16 protein-coding genes are annotated in these 18,345 nt (G+C 73.0%); 2 read left to right on the plus strand and 14 right to left on the minus strand.

The window, feature by feature from the left end:
• The 10 genes from ACWDVB_RS01885 to ACWDVB_RS01930 form a co-directional block, all read right to left on the minus strand.
• On the minus strand, window positions 1–399 hold the full coding sequence (locus ACWDVB_RS01885) for an OB-fold nucleic acid binding domain-containing protein (RefSeq protein ID WP_451515471.1): 399 nt from the start codon (window positions 397–399) through the stop codon (window positions 1–3).
• A 78-nt stretch (window positions 400–477) separates the two neighbouring features.
• Window positions 478–1,161 (minus strand): response regulator, encoded by a 684-nt coding sequence (locus ACWDVB_RS01890; protein ID WP_451515470.1) that lies wholly within the window; start codon window positions 1,159–1,161, stop codon window positions 478–480.
• A 32-nt stretch (window positions 1,162–1,193) separates the two neighbouring features.
• Entirely contained in the window at window positions 1,194–3,767 is a 2,574-nt protein-coding gene (locus ACWDVB_RS01895) for an ATP-binding protein (protein ID WP_451515469.1), read from the minus strand.
• Window positions 3,768–3,851: 84 nt separating this feature from the next.
• A complete protein-coding gene (locus ACWDVB_RS01900; protein ID WP_451515468.1) occupies window positions 3,852–4,562 on the minus strand; it encodes an ABC transporter ATP-binding protein in 711 nt (236 codons plus the stop codon).
• A 224-nt stretch (window positions 4,563–4,786) separates the two neighbouring features.
• The gene (locus tag ACWDVB_RS01905; protein ID WP_451515467.1) at window positions 4,787–5,728 is read right to left on the minus strand and encodes an ABC transporter ATP-binding protein; all 942 of its coding nucleotides are present in this window, start codon (window positions 5,726–5,728) and stop codon (window positions 4,787–4,789) included.
• Window positions 5,721–8,414, minus strand: coding sequence for a hypothetical protein (locus ACWDVB_RS01910; RefSeq protein WP_451515466.1), 2,694 nt, complete (start codon window positions 8,412–8,414; stop codon window positions 5,721–5,723). The genes ACWDVB_RS01905 and ACWDVB_RS01910 overlap by 8 nt, the downstream gene beginning before the upstream one ends.
• Before the next feature lie 35 nt (window positions 8,415–8,449).
• On the minus strand, window positions 8,450–11,713 hold the full coding sequence (locus ACWDVB_RS01915; RefSeq protein WP_451515465.1) for an FtsX-like permease family protein: 3,264 nt from the start codon (window positions 11,711–11,713) through the stop codon (window positions 8,450–8,452).
• Between the two features lie 135 nt (window positions 11,714–11,848).
• Window positions 11,849–12,616, minus strand: a complete 768-nt coding sequence (locus tag ACWDVB_RS01920) for a DUF3710 domain-containing protein (RefSeq protein ID WP_451515464.1) — start codon at window positions 12,614–12,616, stop codon at window positions 11,849–11,851.
• A gap of 1 nt (window position 12,617) precedes the next feature.
• On the minus strand, window positions 12,618–13,178 hold the full coding sequence (gene dut, locus ACWDVB_RS01925; RefSeq protein WP_451515463.1) for a dUTP diphosphatase: 561 nt from the start codon (window positions 13,176–13,178) through the stop codon (window positions 12,618–12,620).
• Window positions 13,175–13,759, minus strand: a complete 585-nt coding sequence (locus ACWDVB_RS01930) for a PaaI family thioesterase (RefSeq protein ID WP_451515462.1) — start codon at window positions 13,757–13,759, stop codon at window positions 13,175–13,177. Before ACWDVB_RS01930 ends, dut begins: the two co-directional genes overlap by 4 nt.
• Before the next feature lie 58 nt (window positions 13,760–13,817).
• Between ACWDVB_RS01930 and ACWDVB_RS01935 the strand changes: the two genes are divergently transcribed.
• Window positions 13,818–14,270: a DUF3093 domain-containing protein gene (locus tag ACWDVB_RS01935; protein ID WP_451515461.1), complete on the plus strand. Its 453-nt coding sequence runs from the start codon at window positions 13,818–13,820 to the stop codon at window positions 14,268–14,270.
• Between the two features lie 9 nt (window positions 14,271–14,279).
• On the opposite strand, the gene ACWDVB_RS01940 is transcribed toward ACWDVB_RS01935, so the two are convergent.
• The 4 genes from ACWDVB_RS01940 to ACWDVB_RS01955 form a co-directional block, all read right to left on the minus strand.
• Window positions 14,280–15,209 carry a hypothetical protein gene (locus ACWDVB_RS01940; RefSeq protein WP_451515460.1) on the minus strand — a complete coding sequence of 310 codons (930 nt, stop codon included), beginning with the start codon at window positions 15,207–15,209 and terminating at the stop codon, window positions 14,280–14,282.
• Between the two features lie 13 nt (window positions 15,210–15,222).
• On the minus strand, window positions 15,223–15,519 hold the full coding sequence (locus ACWDVB_RS01945; protein WP_055544889.1) for a DUF4193 domain-containing protein: 297 nt from the start codon (window positions 15,517–15,519) through the stop codon (window positions 15,223–15,225).
• 392 nt (window positions 15,520–15,911) lie between these two features.
• A complete protein-coding gene (locus ACWDVB_RS01950) occupies window positions 15,912–17,156 on the minus strand; it encodes a sensor histidine kinase (RefSeq protein ID WP_451515459.1) in 1,245 nt (414 codons plus the stop codon).
• Window positions 17,157–17,162: 6 nt separating this feature from the next.
• Entirely contained in the window at window positions 17,163–17,816 is a 654-nt protein-coding gene (locus tag ACWDVB_RS01955) for a response regulator transcription factor (protein WP_055544891.1), read from the minus strand.
• Window positions 17,817–18,117: 301 nt separating this feature from the next.
• Between ACWDVB_RS01955 and ACWDVB_RS01960 the strand changes: the two genes are divergently transcribed.
• Window positions 18,118–18,291 (plus strand): hypothetical protein, encoded by a 174-nt coding sequence (locus ACWDVB_RS01960; protein ID WP_451515458.1) that lies wholly within the window; start codon window positions 18,118–18,120, stop codon window positions 18,289–18,291.
• Window positions 18,292–18,345 lie beyond the last annotated feature (54 nt).

The raw sequence follows: 18,345 nt of genomic DNA on the forward strand, positions 1-18,345 counted from the left end.
CTACTCCCCTCCGAGGGGTCTGAGTTCGTATTTGGGGTTGAAGAGCACCCGGCGGCCCCGGCTCATCGAGATCCGGCCCGACGCGATCAGCCTGCGCCCCGGTTCTATCCCCACGATGGAGCGCCTGCCCAGCCACACCACGTCCAGCGCCGCGGAGCCGTCGAACAGCTCGGCCTCCAGCGCGGGGACCCCGGCGCGTGGTCGCAGGGTGACCGTGCGCAAGGTACCAGTAACGGTGACTATCTGGCGGTCCTGACAGTCGCCGATGCGGACGCAGCCCGCGGTCTCGGCGTCTTCACGCAGCTCCTCCGACTCCAGATCCTCCTGGGAGGAGGACAGCCGGTCGAGCATGCGCCGGAAACGGCCTGCCGGCTTTTCGGAACCAGGAACAGCACTCATACAGAAAGCGTACCGGGGGGTGCCGACACTGCGGAAAGGGGTGCGCTCATCTGTGCTTATGCCCGCTCACCGACGAGTTCAACGCTCGAAGCGGTACCCCATCCCCGGCTCCGTGATGAAGTGCCGCGGGTGCGCCGGATCCGCCTCGAGCTTGCGGCGCAGCTGCGCCATGTAGACGCGCAGGTAGTTGGTCTCCGTGCCGTAGGAGGGCCCCCACACCTCCTGGAGCAGCTGTTTCTGGCTGACCAGGCGGCCGGTGTTGCGTACGAGGACCTCCAGGAGGTGCCACTCGGTGGGGGTGAGACGTACGTCGCGGCCGTCGCGGTTGACCTTCTTCGCGGCGAGGTCGACGGAGAAGTCCTCGGTGTCGACCATGACGTCGTCCTCGCCCGCGCCGACGGGCTCGGCCCTGCGGACGGCCGCGCGCAGCCGGGCCAGGAGCTCGTCCATGCCGAAGGGCTTGGTCACGTAGTCGTCGGCGCCCGCGTCCAGGGCCTCGACCTTCTCGTCCGAGCTGTGCCGTGCGGACAGGACGAGGATCGGTACGCGCGTCCAGCCGCGCAGGCCCCTGATGACCTCCACGCCGTCCATGTCGGGCAGACCGAGGTCGAGCACGATCACGTCGGGGTGGCGGGCGGCGGCCAGCTGGAGCGCCGTGGCGCCGTCGGGGGCCGCGTCCACCTCGTACTTGCGCGCCTTCAGGTTGATCACGAGGGCGCGTACGATCTGCGGCTCGTCGTCGACCACGAGCACCCGGGTCATGCCGGCCTGCCTTTCTGACTTCTGGTTCGGGGTCACTGGGTGACCTGGGCGGAGACATCGGGGGGACCGGGAAGGCCCGGGAGGCCGTCGCGGTCCGGCGGGCGCCCGGCCACCGCCCGCAGGGTGAGGACCATGGTGAGGCCGCCGCCGGGGGTGTCCTCGGCGGCGAGGGTGCCGCCCATGGCCTCGGCGAAGCCCCGGGCGACGGCGAGGCCGAGGCCCACGCCCGCGCCGCGCGGAGCGTCACCGTAGCGCTGGAAGGGCGCGAAGATGCGGTCCTTGGCGGTATCGGGGACGCCGGGTCCGCGGTCCACGACGCGGACCTCGACGCGCTCGCCCAGTGCGCTGGCGGAGACCTTGACGGGCTCGCCTTCAGGGGCGTACTTCACGGCGTTCTCGACGATGTTCGCGACCGCCCGCTCCAGCAGGCCCTTGTCGACGGCGACCATCGGCAGCGTCTCGGGGATGTCCAGCTCCGCGCTGCCGTCGGGGACGCCGCCGAGCGCCATGGGGACGACCTCGTCCAGGTCGATCTCGCGGATCAGCGGGGTGACGGTGCCGGTCTGCAGCCGCGACATGTCGAGGAGGTTGCCCACGAGGTGTTCCAGGCGGTCGGCGCCGTCCTCGATGCCCGCGAGGAGCTCGGCCTCGTCCTCCTCGGACCACTCCACGTCGTCGGAGCGCAGCGAGGACACGGCCGCCTTGATGCCCGCCAGAGGCGTACGGAGGTCATGGCTGACGGCGGCGAGCAGCGCGGTGCGGATGCGGTTGCCCTCGGCGAGGGTGCGGGCCTGGTCGGCCTCGGACTTCAGGCGCTGGCGGTCCAGGACGACGGCGGCCTGCGCGGCGAACGCGGCGAGGACGCGGCGGTCGGCGGCGGGCAGGACGCGGCCGGACAGGGCGAGGGCCATGTGGTCGCCGACCGGCACGTCCACGTCGGCGTCCTCGGGGCGGCCCGGCGGGCGGCCGTCGCCGACGCTGCCCGCGCAGGTCCAGGGCTCGTTGTCGCCCGCGCGCTCCAGGAGCGCCACGGACTCCATGGCGAAGGTCTCGCGGACCCGCTCCAGGAGTGCTTCGAGGCTCGTCTCGCCGCGCAGCACGCTGCCCGCGAGGAAGGAGAGTATCTCCGACTCGGCGCGCAGCCGGGCGGCCTGGTGGGTGCGGCGGGCGGCGAGGTCCACCACCGAGGCGACGGACACCGCGACGCCCACGAAGACGGCGATCGCGACGATGTTCTTGTTGTTGGAGACCGTCCACAGGTGCAGCGGTGGCGTGAAGTAGTAGTTGAGGAGCAGCGAACCGACGGCCGCCGACGCGAGGGCCGGCAGGAGACCGCCGAGCAGCGCGGAGGCCACCGTCAGCGTCAGGAACAGCAGCATGTCGTTGGCGAGGCCGAGGTCGGCGTCGACATGGGTGAGCAGCAGGGTCAGGAGGACGGGTCCCGCGACGCCCACCAGCCAGCCCCAGATGATCCGGGAGCGGCCCAGGCGCGCGCCGCGGGCAACGGGCAGGCCGCGCCCCTTGGCGACCTCGCCGTGGGTGACGATGTGCACGTCCAGGTCGGGCCCCGACTCGCGGGCGACGGTCGCGCCGACGCCGGGCCCGAAGACGTACTGCCAGGTCTTGCGGCGCGACGAGCCGAGGACGATCTGGGTGGCGTTGACGCCGCGCGCGAAGTCGAGCAGGGCGGCCGGTATGTCGTCGCCTATGACGTGGTGGAAGGTGCCGCCGAGGTCTTCGACCAGGGTGCGCTGGACGGCGAGTTCCTTGGGGGAGGCGGCGGTCAGGCCGTCGCTGCGGGCGATGTAGACGGCGAGGATCTCGCTGCCGGAGCCCTTGGCGGCCATGCGCGACGCGCGCCTGATCAGCGTGCGTCCTTCGGGGCCGCCGGTGAGTCCGACGACGATGCGCTCGCGTGCCTGCCAGGTGGAGCGGATGTTGTGCTCGCCCCGGTACTGCTGGAGGTACTCGTCGACGCGGTCGGCGACCCAGAGCAGGGCCAGTTCGCGCAGGGCGGTGAGGTTGCCGGGGCGGAAGTAGTTGGAGAGGGAGGCGTCGATGCGGTCGGGCTTGTAGATGTTGCCGTGCGCCATGCGGCGGCGCAGCGCCTGGGGCGACATGTCGACCAGCTCGATCTGGTCGGCGCGGCGCACCACCTCGTCCGGCACGGTCTCGCGCTGGCGTACGCCGGTGATCGACTCGACGACGTCGCCGAGGGACTCCAGGTGCTGGATGTTCACGGTCGAGACGACGTCGATGCCGGCCGCGAGGAGTTCCTCGACGTCCTGCCAGCGCTTGGTGTTGCGGGAGCCGGGGACGTTGGTGTGGGCCAGCTCGTCGACCAGGGCGACGGCGGGGGCGCGCTCCAGGACGGCGTCGACGTCCATCTCGGTGAAGGCCGTGCCGCGGTACTCCAGGTCTTTGCGGGGCACCTGTTCGAGGCCGTGCAGCATCACCTCGGTGCGCGGCCGGTCGTGGTGCTCCACGAAGCCGACCACGCAGTCGGTGCCGCGCTCGACGCGCCGGTGCGCCTCGGAGAGCATCGCGTACGTCTTGCCGACGCCCGGTGCCGCACCGAGGTAGATCCGAAGCTTGCCGCGTGCCATGGCCCCATTGTCTTCCTGAAACGACTGTGTACGCAGCGGACAACTGTGTACGCAGCGTCGACCCTACGGCCAACAATTCCGGCATTACGGGCGAGGGGGTGCGGCGCCGATCTCCTTGACATAACCCTGATGCGGGCGGATCTCCCCGTCGCTCAGCTCCAGGACCCGGTCGGCGAGAGCGAGGAGCGCCGCGTCGTGCGTGGCCACCAGCGCGGTGACGCCCTCGCTGCGGACGACCGCGCGCAGCAGCTCCATCACGGCGAGCCCGGTCTCCGCGTCGAGTTGTCCGGTGGGTTCGTCGGCGATCAGCAGGGCGGGCCGGTTGGCGAGGGCGCGGGCGATCGCCACGCGCTGCTGCTGCCCTCCGGAGAGTTCGCCGGGCCGCTGCCGGGCGTGGTCCGCGAGGCCGACGAGGGCGAGCAGCAGGGCGACCCGCTCCTCCCGCGCGCGGGGGTCGGTCCTCGTCAGCCGCAGCGGGACGCCGACGTTCTCGGCGGCGGTGAGGATGGGGATGAGTCCGAAGGACTGGAAGACGAAGCCCAGGCGGTCGCGGCGCAGCTCCAAGAGGCCGCTCTCGCCGAGGCCGACGAGCTCCACACCGTCCACGGTGATCTTCCCCCGGTCGGGGGTGTCGAGCCCGCCGACGAGGTTGAGCAGGGTCGTCTTGCCGGAGCCGGAGCGCCCCTTGAGGGCGACGAGTTCGCCGCGCGGGACGGTGAGGGAGACGCCGCGCAGGGCGTGCACGGCGGCCGCCCCGGTGCCGTACGTCCGGTGCAGATCCTCTACGACGACCATGGCTTCTGGCACCTCGCGAGTATCGTCACCGGGCGCCCGGCCCGGCAAGGCCCGGACGGACGGCTCCGGTCAGCCGGGGCGCGGCTGGTCTCGGCGACGTGAGAGATCGCGGAGAGGCCGTACCCGGTGTGGGTGAAGTCGCGGCAGGTCTGTTCTGAACGCGCGCGTTGGCCCGTGACCATAGGTACGGACCTGCCCTCCGTCAAGGTGTGGCGGGCGAACTTCTACTCGCCCCCACCTCCCGCCCCGTCCGGCCACACCCCCACATGATCCGGCTCCGCAGTCAGCCGCACCCGCCCCCGCAGCCCGTACCGCTCCACGTACTCCCCCGGCAGCTGCAACCGCCCCGCCCGGTCCAGAACCGTGAACTCCTCGCCCTCCCCGCCCCGTTCACGGAGCGTCTCCGTAGATGTACGTCCGTCACGGATGCGTACGGTGCGGCGGACCTGTTCGGAGACGAGCGGGTCGTGCGTGACGATCAGGACGGTCGCGCCGAGTTCCTCGTTGGCGCGGCGCAGGGCCGCGAAGACGTCCTCGCCGCCGGCCGTGTCCAGCTCGCCGGTGGGCTCGTCGGCGAGCAGCACGCGCGGGGAGTTGGCCGTGGCGACCGCGACGGCGACGCGCTGCTGTTCACCGCCGGAGAGCTCGGCGGGCCGCCGGTCGCGGCAGTGCGCGACGCCGAGCACGCCGAGCAGTTCGGCGGCCTTCTCCTGGCGCGTACGACGCGGCACGCGCGCGTACTTCATCGGCAGCGCCACGTTCTCCAGTGCGGTCAGGTACGGCAGGAGGTTGCGTCCGGTCTGCTGCCAGACGAAGCCGACGGTGCTCCTGCGGTAGCCGAGGCGCTCGCGGCGCCCCATGGCGAGCAGGTCGTGTCCCGCGACCTTCGCGCGGCCCGCGGTGGGCAGGTCGAGCCCCGACAGGATCGACAGGAGCGTCGACTTGCCCGACCCCGAGGCGCCGACCAGGGCCACGCACTCGCCCTCGGCCACGACCAGGTCGAGGCCCTGGAGCGCCTGCACCTCGACCTCTTCGGTGCGGTAGACGCGGACGAGGTTGTCGCAGACGACGAGGCCCTCGTCGTCCGCGGGCCGGTGCCCGGCGCGGGCCCGCGCCTCCAGACCGGCCAGTTCGCTCACGGCTGTCCGACGGGACGCTTCAGTCATCGGTTCTCCCCAGTCGCAGGACGGCCCCGAGCCCCCGGCGGCGCCCGAGCCAGGTCTCCACGGCCACCGCGGCGACGACCAGAAGACAGAGTCCCGCCCCCAGGACCGCGGTGAACAGCGCGTCGACGCGCCGGTCGGGCGCGGCGGGGCCGCCGGTGAACTCCCGCAGGTCAAGGGCGGGACCGAGCAGCGAGGGCAGCGCGAGGCCGAGCACGACACCGCCCGCGACGGCCGCGAGCACCATGGGCAGCAGTTGCAGCAGATGCAGCGCGGATGTGGCGCGCCCGCCGAGGCCGAGGGTGCGCAGGTAGGCGGCGGTGCGCCCGCGCGCGGGAGCGGACAGCAGCAGTTCGAGGACGAGGGTGGTCAGCGCGAGGAGCACGGCGAGGGCGGTGCAGGCGGTGTACGCCGTGGACACCGCGCCGATCAGCCCGTCGTCCTCGGCCTCGGCCTGCTCCTCGGCACGGATGCGGAGTTCGCCGGTGGCGGCCCCGGGGGCGGCGCGCGGCACGAGGGAACGCAGCGCCTCGGCGTCCAGGCGCTCGCCGTACAGCAGCAGCGCCGACTCCTCGTACTCCGAGACGGCGAAGGTCTTGAGGTCCCTGTTGTCGGCGAGGAGCAGCCGCTGCCGTGCCTCGGTGGCGCCGCGTACGGGCCCCAGCGCCGGGTCGCGCCCCACGTCTTCGGGCAGCGGCCCCACGACCCGCAGCCGCACCTCCTGGCCGTGCCGCGTGAAGGTGAGCAGGTCGTCCCCGGTGTGCCCCTCGGAGGCGAGCACCCGGATGTCCTTGCCCCCGCCGCCGCGCGTGAGCCCGGCCCCGTCCAGCGCCCGGGCGGCGGCCGAGCCCCTCGCCGCTTGGCGTAGCTTCACCGCGTCCACCCCGATCAGACTGGAGATCCCGTACCGCCCCCCGTCCGTACCGCTCACGGGATCGACCCGCAGCTGCCGCACCGCCACCGTTTCCCGCACCCCACGCGCGCGTGCCAGCCGCTCGGCCATGCCCGGGTCGCGCCCCGCCCCCAGGAAGGAGGCGTCTGCACCCACCTGCCAGGCCGCCGCGGAGCGCCGCCCCTCCGCCAGCGTCCCGGAGACAAGACCTCCGAAGACGGCACCGGAGAGCGTCACCACGAGGACGAGCAGCGCGAGCCCGCGCGCGGGAGCCTCCTTTGCGGCACGGGAGAGCGCGACGAGCACCACGATCCCGCGCCCCCGGGCCGACCAGCGCGCCACCAGCCGCACCGGCCAGGGGTAGCACCGCACCAGCACGGCGACCGCGGCGAGCCCGAGCAGCACGGGCACGGCGGCGAGCAGCGGATCGGGGCCCGCGGCCCCCTCCGTGCCCCGCGCCCGCAGCGCGAACACACCGGCCGCCGCGAGCAGCAGCACGACCGCCTCGGCGACCAGCCGCCGCCCGGCCCGCCGCGGCGCCCGGCCGCGCAGCACCGTCCGGTCCCGCACCGCACCCCACGTGAGAGCGGGCAGCAGCAGCCAGCAGAGCACCGCGACAACCAGCCCATGGCTGTACGCGGGTGAACTCCCCGGCACCGCCCCGGCGACCGCGCAGCCGCCACCGAACCCGAGCACCACGGCAGGCGCGCTCCACACGGCGCGCCCCAGGGCGACCCCCGACGCCGATGCGCCCCGCGCCCGCAGCAGCCGGTCCGCGTCGAGCCGTCGGCGCACCACCAGCAACGACGTCACGACGACAGCGGCGATCCCGACCCCGAGCAGCGAGGCCGAGGCGAAGGAGATCACGACCGTGGCCTGCCGCCACCGCCGCTGGAACTCCTCGAAAGTGTCGGGGAGTTCGGTGGCGGTCCCCAGTTCCGTGGCGGGATGGACCCCGATGACGCACAATTTCCCGCCGTACACGCCGAATCGGCAGTAGGCCTCCCGCGCGGCGAGCGGATAGCGGGCCATGGCGCGCCGAAAGTCCCGCGGCTCTCCCACGAAGCGGGTGGCCGCCGCGCCGCCCGGCTCCAGGCGCATGTTCCAGTGGACGGTCAGCTCGGCTTCGGCCTGGTTCTGCAGGATCTCGACACCGCGAGGCGCGATCAGCGCACCGGCATCCGGGCCGCTTCCGGCCGCACCGGGCAACGGGCGTACCAGCAAGGGCTGCTCGGTCCAGAGCCGCCGCTCACCCTCGGCGCGGAAGACCCCGGCCACGCGCCCCATGGCGTTCACGTTCTGCAACGCCCCGGCCTCCAGCCGCACCCGCTGACCGACCCGCAGCTTCAGCGCGTCGCGCGTACGGGCGGACACGGCGAGCTCGAGGACCTCTCCCCGCTCACGAGGCGCCCGCCCGGCGACGTACGACTCCCGCCCCGGCGCGTCGGAGGCGTACACCAGCGACAACGCGGCGCCCGCCGCCCGCACGGTGGGGAGCCGGACCCGGGTCGAGTCGTGCACGACCGCGCCCCGCAGCGACCGGGGCGTGGCATTCCCGATGACCCGCGCGTACCGGTCGAGATCACCCCGGAGATCGCTCTCCGCCCCGAGCCGCACCTCCTCGGGGTCGAAACGCGCACTGTGCACGACCCCGGGCGCGGCTTGCTGCGCCTGCTCCAGCCGAGCCCGGAATGCCTCCCCGCCGAGCCGCTCCAGCACCCCGGGCCCGGCACTGGCGACCGCAACCACCACACCGACCAACAGAGCAAGCCCCACCCGCGACCACGCACGCGTCACGGAGCCACCCCTCGTGGGCGCGCCACCGGGCCCCCTCACCCGCCCTCCCCCACCCGAAGCACCCGCGCCAGATCCACCCGCCCCAAGACGCGCGCGGCCCCCGTCACCACCCCACAGATCACCCCCGCGGTCGCCCCGGCCGTCACCCCCACCCGCACCCACGGCACCTGGGTGACCAGCGACGGAAAGACCGGCTGCCCCAAGGCGTCCACCGTCACCACCGGCATGATCACCGAAGCGAGCGCTGCCCCCAGGGCCGTACCCAGTACCGCCGCCACCGCGGCCAGCGCCAACTGCTCCGTCCACAGGTACGCCGCCAGCTGCCCCCGCCGCACCCCGAGCGCCCGCAGCAGCGCGAACTCCCCCTCCCTGGCCCGCGCCGAAACCGCCGTATGCAGGGCGAACGCGATCACGGCGAAGGCGGGTGCGAGCACCAGGCACAGCGTGAGCGCGCCCCGCGCCCCCCGCCGCAGCGGATCGGCCGCCAACTCCGCCCGGACGTGCGGCACGTCCACGGCCTTCCCCAGCCGCGGATCCTCGCGCACCGCGGCCGGCGCGCCGCCCGCGTCCGTCCCCCGCACGCCCACCCACCACATGCCCTCCGCCTCGGGCAGTTCCCCGCCCAAGGCCCACTGGGCGGCCATCGCACGGGAGTCGGCGAGCAGCCGCGGCCGGTCGCGCGGCACGCCCGGCACCGCCGCGATCCGCCCCACGATCTCGACCCGCGCGCTCCCGCCCGTGCTCCGCCGGACCGTCACGGTGTCCCCGACGCTGACCGCCCCGGAGCGGAGCAGCGCGTCATCGGCGAGGGCGGGCGCCGCCGGCCGCCCCTTTGCCCGGTCCGTGCCGAGCCGCACGCCCCACGTGGGGTGCTTCAGCCGCCCGTCGGGGCCGCGCAGCACCGCGTCGATGAGCGTGCCCCGGCCGGGCCGGTCGCGGCACAGCACGGGCCCGGGCGCCTCCCCCGAAGCCACCCCCAGCTGCCGTTCCCGCGCGGCCCCAGGGCATCCGGCCGCACGCCGATCCGGCGCGTCGGCCCGCAGATCACGCCACCGCGCCTGCCGCGCGAGCCCCGGCACCTGGTCGACGGTCAGCCGGTACGTCCGCCGGACCCGCTCGCCGACCATGCTCAGGTCGATCTGCAGGACGCGTACGTCCCTTCCGCGCACCGGCACCTTCAGCGGCACGGTCCGCGTACGCCCTTCCCTGATCACCACGGAACTGGAACGCGTGAGCCCGTCCCCGTCCTCGAAGTAGACGGTGAGCCGCACCGGTACGACCTCACCGCGCCCGCCGGCGGACATCCGCACCCGGAGCGGCAGTTCCCGCGCCCGCGAACCGGCCGTCGCGCCCGCGCCCCGCACCGGAAGCCCATGCTCCGGAATGCCCTCGTCGAGCGGCGCCATCAGCTCACGTACAGGCGAGTCCGCGAGATCGCCTCGCAGGGAAGGCAGCGGTCCCCGCTCCGTGTTGACGGCGGTGACGGCCACCGCGTCCTGCCCGACGAACCCCTCCGAGGTGATCACGGGCGTGACGGCCTCGGCGCCCGGCAGCGCCTCGTACGCGGCGCGCCGCTCCGCCGGCGCCACGCCGTCACCCGGTACGACGCGCAGGTCGGCGCCGACCTGGAACGCGGCCTGGTCGCGGTCGCCGCGGTCGAGGACGGCCAGCGCCGTACTGCTGAGCGCGGCGACCGCGAGAGCGAGGGTCACCACCAGGGCGGGCCCGGCGTGCCGTGCCGCGCGCCGCCCGATCTGCCAGCCGCCGAGCGGCAGGACGAGTCCCCTGCCGCGACGGGCGAGCGGGTCGATCACGCGGGCGAGCAGCGGCAGGAACCGCAGGGCGAGCAGCGCGGCCGCCACGGTCATCGCGACGGGCGCGAGGACCAGCACCGGGTCGACGCCATTGCCGCCGGTCACGGGCGAGCGGTACTGCCGCAGCTGCAGCCAGCCGAGGACGGCGACCGCCGCCAGCGCCAGATCCGCGCCGAGGCGCTGGGCGCCCGCGAACCGCGCGACCCGCGACCGGAGCCGGGCCACCGCCCGCCGGTCCCGCACGGTCCGTGCGGTGGGCAGCAGCACCGCGGCGCCGTGCGTGGCGACGGCGGCCAGAGCGGCGGTCCACGCCGCGCCCGTCGCCGCCGAGCCGGGCACCTCGCCCTCGACGAGCCCGGCCGCCGCGAGCCCGCGCAGCAGCGGGCCCGCGAGGAACGGCGCGGCCACCCCCGCGGGCACGGCGACACAGGCCCACTGCCCGGCCGTCGACAGGACGAGCCGCCGGGTACCCGCCCCGCGCGCGGCCAGCAACGCCAGCTCCGGACGCCGGTGCTCCGCGAGCTGCCGCGCGGTGAGCACGAGGGCCGCCACGGCGAGCGCGGCGAGGAGCGTCGCGGGGACGTAGAGCCCGGCGCGGGCCACGGCGATCGGCGTGGCAAGCCGTCCCAGCGCGCGACGCAGCCCCGCCGACACGGCGATGCCATCCCCCGAGCCGCCACCCCGCAGGACCGAGAGCGAGGCATCGCTGCCCGCGAACCGCTTCACACGCTCCCGGAGCGCCCCGATGTCCCCCAGCCGCAGCCCGCCCGCGTCGGGCACGCCGAGCCACAGCCGCGCCCCGTCGCGGGCGAGCGCGGGGGTGTCCGCGAACGTCTCGCGCGGTACGAGAGCGATCGAGTCGGGCGTCCCGAACGTGCTGCTCAGCGAGGCCCACACGGCCGGCGCGCGCTCCTCGGCGGCGTACAGCCCTACGACCTTCATCGCCACGAGCCGCTCGTCCGCGCCCCGCACCCTGATTCCGTCCCCGGGTCGCACGGCCAGCTCGGCGGCGGCAACTTCTGTCAGCGCGACCTCTACCACTCCGGTACCGGAGTGCGGCCACCGCCCCGCTCGCAGAGCGGCGTGCCGCCCGGCGCCCTCCACGGCGGCGACGGTGACGGTGGCGTCCTGGCGCGGGTGGCCCGCGGCCTCGGTGACGGAGAGTTCGTCGTTGCGGGCCGCGGGCGCCCGCAGCGCCGACCAGGTGTGATGGGGTACGTCGCCGTAGGCGCGGCCGATGGCGGCGCGGACGTCCCCGTCCAACTCCCGTCCGCCCAGCGCCCGGTGGGGCCCGGCGACCTCGACGACGGCCTCCCGGTCCGCGGCGAGCCTCCGCTGCACCCCGCCTTCCACGGCCCTTTCGGAGAGCGCGGCGAGCGCGGCGAGAACGGTGGCCGCGAGCAGCACGGCGAGCCCGGCGGCCCCCAGGACCAACCCGTGATGCCGACTCCCCCGCACCGCGGCGGGCACCCGCCGTCCCCTCACCGCACCGGTCTCCCCCCGAGTGACCGGCACAGTATGGGCGTACGCGAAAGTGGCCCGCAATGGCCCGGACGAACCGGACCACCGCGGGCCACAAGGCAGTTGAGATGCCGTCAGGCCCTCAGGACACGGACGGCGTCAGCGCACCTCGGTGATCTCGGGGCCGCGCTGAAGCTGCCCCATGCCGCCCGAGAAGCGCGAGCCTTCCTGCTGCTCCTGCTGGACGGCGCCCTCGGCGACCATCTGCGCGTCGTCCGGCAGCTTCAGGACGATCGGGTCGCGCGGCGCCATCGGGCCGTCGCCGCGCACGACGACGGTGTCCCGGAAGATCTGCTCCAGCAGCCCGGCGGTCTGCGGCTGCACCGCGCCCTGCCCGGAGATCACCCCGCGCAGGAACCAGCGCGGGCCGTCGACACCGATGAAGCGCACGACCTGCACGCCCCCCGTGCCGTCCGGCAGCTGCACCGGGACCTGCGCGCGCAGCTCCCAGCCGAGGGAGCCTTCGACCTCGTCGATGACACCGCCCTGCTGCGTGATGCCGGTGGCGATCTCCTCACGGACCTCGCCCCAGATGCCCTCCTTCTTGGGGGCGGCGAAGCCCTGCAGCTGGATGGCGCTGTCCTGGAGCACGACGGTGGCCGCGACGATCGCGTCGCCCGCGACCTCCACCCGCAGCTCCATGCCCTCGACCCCCGGCACGAAGAGTCCGCCGAGGTCCACCCGGCCCTCGCCGGGCTCGCGGACCTCGGAGATGTCCCAGGGACCGTCGGGACGGGGCTCCGGCTCCAGCCTCACGCGCGAGCGCGTGACGTCGGCCGGCTCATTGCTGTCCACGCCGTCGACGACCTGCTCGTCCGCGCCCGCCGCGTCCTCGGCGGCACTGTCCTTCTTGCGACGTCCGAACACGTCACTGTCCTTCCCGGTCGGATACGACCGATGCGTATCGATTCCCACCCGTTTGTTCGCCCGAACCGACGCCCGAGCCGACGCCCACGGCGGCATGGCCACCGGTGGACCCGAAGCCCCCCTCGGCCCGCGCCGATGCGGGAAGCTCCGCCACCTCCTGGAAGCGCACCTTCTCGACCCGCTGGACGACCAGTTGGGCAATCCGGTCGAAGCGCTCGAACCGCACGGCCTCGCGCGGATCGAGATTCACCACGATCACCTTGATCTCTCCACGGTACCCGGCATCCACCGTCCCCGGGGCATTCACCAGAGCGACACCGCAGCGGGCGGCGAGCCCCGAACGGGGGTGTACGAAGGCCGCGTACCCCGCCGGGAGCGCGATGGACACCCCGGTGGGCAGCACGGCCCGCTCGCCGGGCGCCAGCTCGCACGGTTCCGTCGTCCGCAGATCGGCACCGGCGTCGCCCGGCTGCGCGTACGACGGCAGCGGTACGTCGGGGTCGACGCGCCTGATCAGCACGTCCAGCTCGGTCAGGTCGTCGTAGGGGGTACGGGACGTCACGGGTTCACCTCGAAGGCGCGGGCGCGCCGGATCTGGTCCGGGTTGTTCATGGCGGCCCGGATCTCCTCCGGGCGGCCGTTGTCGATGAAGTGGTCGACCTTCACCTCGACGAAGAGGGCGTCGGCACGGACCGCGACGGGCCCCTGGGGGCCGCCGATCCGGCCGGTGGCGGTCGAGTAGATCTTCCGTCCGGCGACGGCGGTGACCTCGGCCTCCAGGAACAGCACGGTGCCCAGCGGCACGGGCCGTACGAAGTCGGTCTCCAGGCGGCCGGTCACCGCGATCACCCGCAGCAGCCAGTTCAGCGAGCCCAGTGTCTCGTCGAGCGCGGTGGCGAGGACACCGCCGTGGGCGAGGCCCGGGGCCCCCTGGTGCGCCTCCCGCACGGTGAACTCGGCGGTGACGGTCACACCCTCCCCGGCACGCGCCGCGAGGTGCAGTCCATGCGCCTGTCCTTCGCCACAGCCGAAACAGTGTTCGTAGTGGGCGCCGATCAGCTCGCCGGGGGCGGGCGCGTCGGGGTGGCGGACGGGCGCTATCGCGTCGGCCGGGGGCGTCAGAGCTGCAGATGTACCACTCACAGGCGCAGACCTTACCTCCGCGTCAGCGCTCACAGCTCCCCGTGCCAAGCTTGGTTCCATGCAGCCTTACGAAGAACGCCTGACCGCACCCCGTTCGTGGTGGTTCGCCTCGGTCCTGGTGGGTGTCGCGATGGCCCTGATCATGCTGCCGTTCGGCACGCTGCCGCTCCTCGGCGGCCTGGTCGGCGGCACGGCGGTGGCGGCGGTCGTCACGAGCGCGTACGGCTCTGTACGGATCCGCGTGGTGGGCGGCTCGCTGGTCGCGGGCGACGCGAAGATCCCGGTGTCCGCCCTGGGCGAGGCGGAGGTCCTGGCGGGCGAGGAGACCCGCGCCTGGCGCTCCTACAAGGCCGACCCGCGCGCCTTCATGCTGCTGCGCGCCTACATCCCCACGGCGCTGCGCGTCAGGATCACCGACCCGGACGACCCGACGCCGTACGCGTACATCTCGACGAGGCACCCGGAGGCGCTGGCGGAGGCGCTGGACTCCGTACGGCAGAGCGCCCCCTGAGGGGCGCGGTCAGCGCCCCAGCTCCTTGGGAAGGCCGCCCAACCGCAGCGGATCGTCCGGCGCCTCCAGAGGCGGAAGCTCCGGCAACGCGTCCCACGGCACCTGCCGCTTCCGCAGATCCACCCGGATCTTCGCGGCGAGCTTCTTGGTGTCCCGGCGGTTCATCACCGCGCCGACGGCGGCGCCGACCATGAAGGGCATCAGGTTCGGAAGGTTCCGGACCATCCGCTTCATGATCTGCTGGCGCAGCTCCCGCTTCATCTGGCCGCCCAGGGCGGCGTTGAGGGTCGTGGGCTTCGTCACGTCGACGCCGCGCTCCTGCGTCCACGAGGTCAGATAAGCGGTGCTGCGCTGCTTGAGATTGCCGCCGGGCCGCTGTCCGTAGACCTCGTGCAGCTCGGCGATCAGCTTCAGTTCGATGGCGGCGACGCCGGTGATCTCGGCCGCGAGCTCCGCGGGCATGGCGGGCGGCATGGGCATCATCGCCGCGGCGCCCACACCCGCGCCCACCGTGGACGAGGCGTTGGCCGCACCGGAGACGAGCTTGTCCGCGAGCTGCTCGGGGCCGAGGCCCGGGAACTGCTTGCGTAGGGTCGCCAGATCGCGGACCGGGATCCGCGGGGCGTTCTCGATGAGCCGGTCGGCGAGGTAGCCGATGCCGGCCCTGGCGCCGCGCCCGCCCTTGCGCACGCCTTCTTTGATTCCGCCCGCGACGGCGGCAACGCGGCCCCGGGACCCGGCTGTCCGAGTGGTCCTGGAGGCCTTGTCGGCCGCCGTCTCGTCCGGCGCCACCTCGAGGGCGTTCGCCGGTTCGAGCGAGGCTTCTCCGTTGAGGGAAGAGCCCCGCTCGTCGTCACGCACGCCGTCGCCCGAGGCGCCGGCTTCGTCCGCTCCGCGCTTGCGGAAACGGCGCTTCCTGGACGGGGTCGAGCCAGTCACGGCCGACCCCGCCTCAGTCGCAGTCGCGGCAGATCGGCTGGCCGTTCTTCTCCCGGGCCAGCTGGCTGCGGTGGTGCACCAGGAAGCAGCTCATGCAGGTGAACTCGTCCTGCTGCTTCGGGAGCACCCGGACGGCGAGCTCCTCGTTGGAAAGGTCCGCGCCGGGCAGTTCGAGGCCCTCGGCGGCCTCGAACTCGTCGACGTCTACTGCTGAGGTCGACTTGTCGTTCCGCCGGGCCTTCAGCTCCTCGATGCTGTCCTCATTGACGTCATCGTCGGTCTTGCGTGGGGTGTCGTAGTCCGTTGCCATGTCGCTCTCCCCCTCTGGGTGTCTGCGGTGTCTCAGCGCACGTAACGCGTGAGGAGCCGGACTTGTGCCCGACCCGAGGCGGAGATTTTGCCTCACATCAAGGTCTGTTACTCAATCGACACCCAACCGCACCCCTGAAGAGGCGGACGGCTTGGATGGCGATGGGGACCGTACACGGTCCGAATGTCGCACTCACGGGCGCCACCCCGTGTACTTCCCGTGATCAAGACCCTCGAAAACCCGCATTTTCCCGGCTTTCCGACGACTTTCGTGATCACGGAGAGTAGAGGGCCGAAAAATCGCCATTGTGATGGATCGCACATGAACTTCCCGGGATCGAGTCCCGAAAATTCCGCGCAAAGCGAACACACTGGCGCGTTCGCGGCAGCATCTCAGATGGGTAGCGTGACTCGCATCACGAGGCCACCCCCCTCGCGCGGCTCCGCGATGATACGGCCACCGTGGGCCCGCGCGACCGACCGGGCGATCGACAGGCCGAGCCCGACACCCTTGTCGCTGCCCGTCCGCTCGGTCCGCAGCCTCCGGAAAGGCTCGAAGAGGTTGTCGATCTCGTACGCGGGCACCACCGGGCCCGTGTTCGACACCACCAGGACCGCCTGACCGTGCTGAGCCTCCGTGGTGACCTCCACCCAGCCCTCGTCCGCCACGTTGTACCTGACAGCGTTCTGGACGAGGTTCAGGGCGATCCGCTCCAGGAGGACGCCGTTGCCCTGCACGACGGCCGGGCCCCGCTCCCCGCGGATCTCCACGCCCTTCGCCTCGGCCTCGGTCCGCACCTGGTCGACGGCGCGGTCCGCGACCTCCGCCAGGTCGACGGGCTTGCGCTCCACGATCTGGTTGTCGCTGCGGGCGAGCAGCAGCAGGCCCTCCACGAGCTGCTCGCTGCGTTCGTTGGTGGCCAGGAGCGTCTTGCCGAGCTGGTGCAGCTCGGGGGGCGCCCCGGGGTCGGAGAGGTGCACCTCAAGGAGCGTGCGGTTGATCGCCAGCGGCGTGCGCAGCTCGTGCGAGGCGTTGCCGACGAACCGCTGCTGGGCGGTGAAGGCCCGCTCCAGGCGGTCCAGCATCTCGTCGAAGGTGTCCGAGAGCTCCTTCAGCTCGTCGTCCGGGCCGTCCAGTTCGATACGCCGCGTCAGGTCCGTGCCGGCCACCCTGCGGGCGGTACGGGTGATGCGGCCCAGCGGTGAGAGCACGCGGCCCGCCATCGCGTACCCGAAGGCGAAGGCGATCACGGCGAGTCCGAGGAGGGCGAGAAGTGAGCGGCTGAGGAGGTTGTCCAGGGCGTTCTGGCGCATCCTGTTGACGCACTCGTTCAGCGCGGCGTTGACCTGGTCGGCGGGGACCCGGGTGCCCGTCGGCAGGTTGTGGCACGTGTCGCTGCTGACCTTGGAGCCGCCCTCGATGGTGAACGGCAGGTCACTGCCCACGTTCAGCGCCTGCGCGGCGAGCAGATAGATGATCGACAGCAGCAGGATGCCCGCGATCAGGAACATGCCGCCGTAGAGCAGCGTGAGCCGTATGCGGATGGTGGGACGCAGCCAGGGGAAGGGCGTTTCGACCTTCCTCGGGTCCCACGTCGGCTTCGGAGGCGCCGCCGGTGGCGCCGGGGTCGCGGCCACCGGGGGTCAGATCCGGTAGCCGGAGCCCGGCACCGTCACGATGACGGCGGGCTCACCGAGCTTGCGGCGCAGGGTCATGACGGTCACCCGGACGACGTTCGTGAACGGGTCCGTGTTCTCGTCCCAGGCCTTCTCCAGGAGCTGCTCGGCGGAGACGACCGCACCCTCGCTGCGCAGCAGCACTTCGAGTACGGCGAACTCCTTGGGGGCCAGCTGGATCTCCTTGCCGTCGCGGAAGACCTCGCGGCGGTTGGGGTCGAGCTTGATCCCGGCCCGCTCAAGGACGGGCGGCAGCGGCACGCTCGTACGCCGTCCGAGGGCACGCACGCGTGCCGTGAGCTCGCTGAACGCGAAGGGCTTGGGGAGGTAGTCGTCGGCGCCGATCTCCAGGCCCTCGACGCGGTCGCTGACATCGCCCGACGCGGTGAGCATCAGGACGCGGGTCGGCATGCCGAGCTCGACGATCTTGCGGCAGACGTCGTCGCCATGCACGAGCGGGAGATCCCGGTCGAGCACCACCACGTCGTAGTCGTTGACGCCGATGCGCTCCAGGGCGGCCGCCCCGTCGTACACGACGTCGACGGCCATGGCCTCCCGGCGCAGTCCGGTGGCCACCGCATCGGCGAGCAGCTGCTCGTCCTCGACGACGAGTACGCGCACGTCGCTGTCCTTCCGCTGTGCCCCTGCGGGCAGGTTTGTCTTGGGGTAGACCTCCATCCTGCCCCTTTCGGCCATAAACCGGCTGTAAGGCGGTCCGAGGCCCCCGGGAGGCGGGATTTTCTCCGCCCGCCGAGGTTTCTGCGGAAGGCAGTCAGGGGAGGACGGCCTTACACCCACGATCACGCTTCGTATGTGGCGTACCACGAACCGCTTTCTCCAGGGCGGCGTAAGTCGTGATCGTCCCTTCTTGAGGGCACACCCCCGTGCCATCGACCCACGACCCAGCCGAGGGGGCGCAACCATGGACGCATTCACCGCAGGTCTTCTGCAGCGCATAAAGGCCACGGAGTCCGACCTCACGAAGGCCCGTGAGACGGGAGACGACTTCCTCGCCGAGGTCGAGCAGGCGGAGCTGGAGGACCTCCACCGCCTGGCCGCCGAGCACGGAGTCGAGGTAGGCGCTCTGCAGGTCTGAGCACGTAGGCACGAGGGGCCCCGGCGTCTGGACGAGATGCCGGGGCCCTTCCGT

This window comes from Streptomyces sp. NPDC003379, from assembly GCF_053589195.1.

What these genes read in the sequence shown, in the direction of transcription:
- ACWDVB_RS01900 (WP_451515468.1), bottom strand. Translation starts at nt 4,562, where the DNA reads ATGGTCGTCGTAGAGGATCTGCACCGGACGTACGGCACCGGGGCGGCC.
- ACWDVB_RS01890 (WP_451515470.1), bottom strand. Translation starts at nt 1,161, where the DNA reads ATGACCCGGGTGCTCGTGGTCGACGACGAGCCGCAGATCGTACGCGCC.
- ACWDVB_RS01960 (WP_451515458.1), top strand. Translation starts at nt 18,118, where the DNA reads ATGGACGCATTCACCGCAGGTCTTCTGCAGCGCATAAAGGCCACGGAG.
- ACWDVB_RS01895 (WP_451515469.1), bottom strand. Translation starts at nt 3,767, where the DNA reads ATGGCACGCGGCAAGCTTCGGATCTACCTCGGTGCGGCACCGGGCGTC.
- ACWDVB_RS01905 (WP_451515467.1), bottom strand. Translation starts at nt 5,728, where the DNA reads ATGACTGAAGCGTCCCGTCGGACAGCCGTGAGCGAACTGGCCGGTCTG.
- ACWDVB_RS01885 (WP_451515471.1), bottom strand. Translation starts at nt 399, where the DNA reads ATGAGTGCTGTTCCTGGTTCCGAAAAGCCGGCAGGCCGTTTCCGGCGC.
- ACWDVB_RS01945 (WP_055544889.1), bottom strand. Translation starts at nt 15,519, where the DNA reads ATGGCAACGGACTACGACACCCCACGCAAGACCGACGATGACGTCAAT.
- ACWDVB_RS01935 (WP_451515461.1), top strand. Translation starts at nt 13,818, where the DNA reads ATGCAGCCTTACGAAGAACGCCTGACCGCACCCCGTTCGTGGTGGTTC.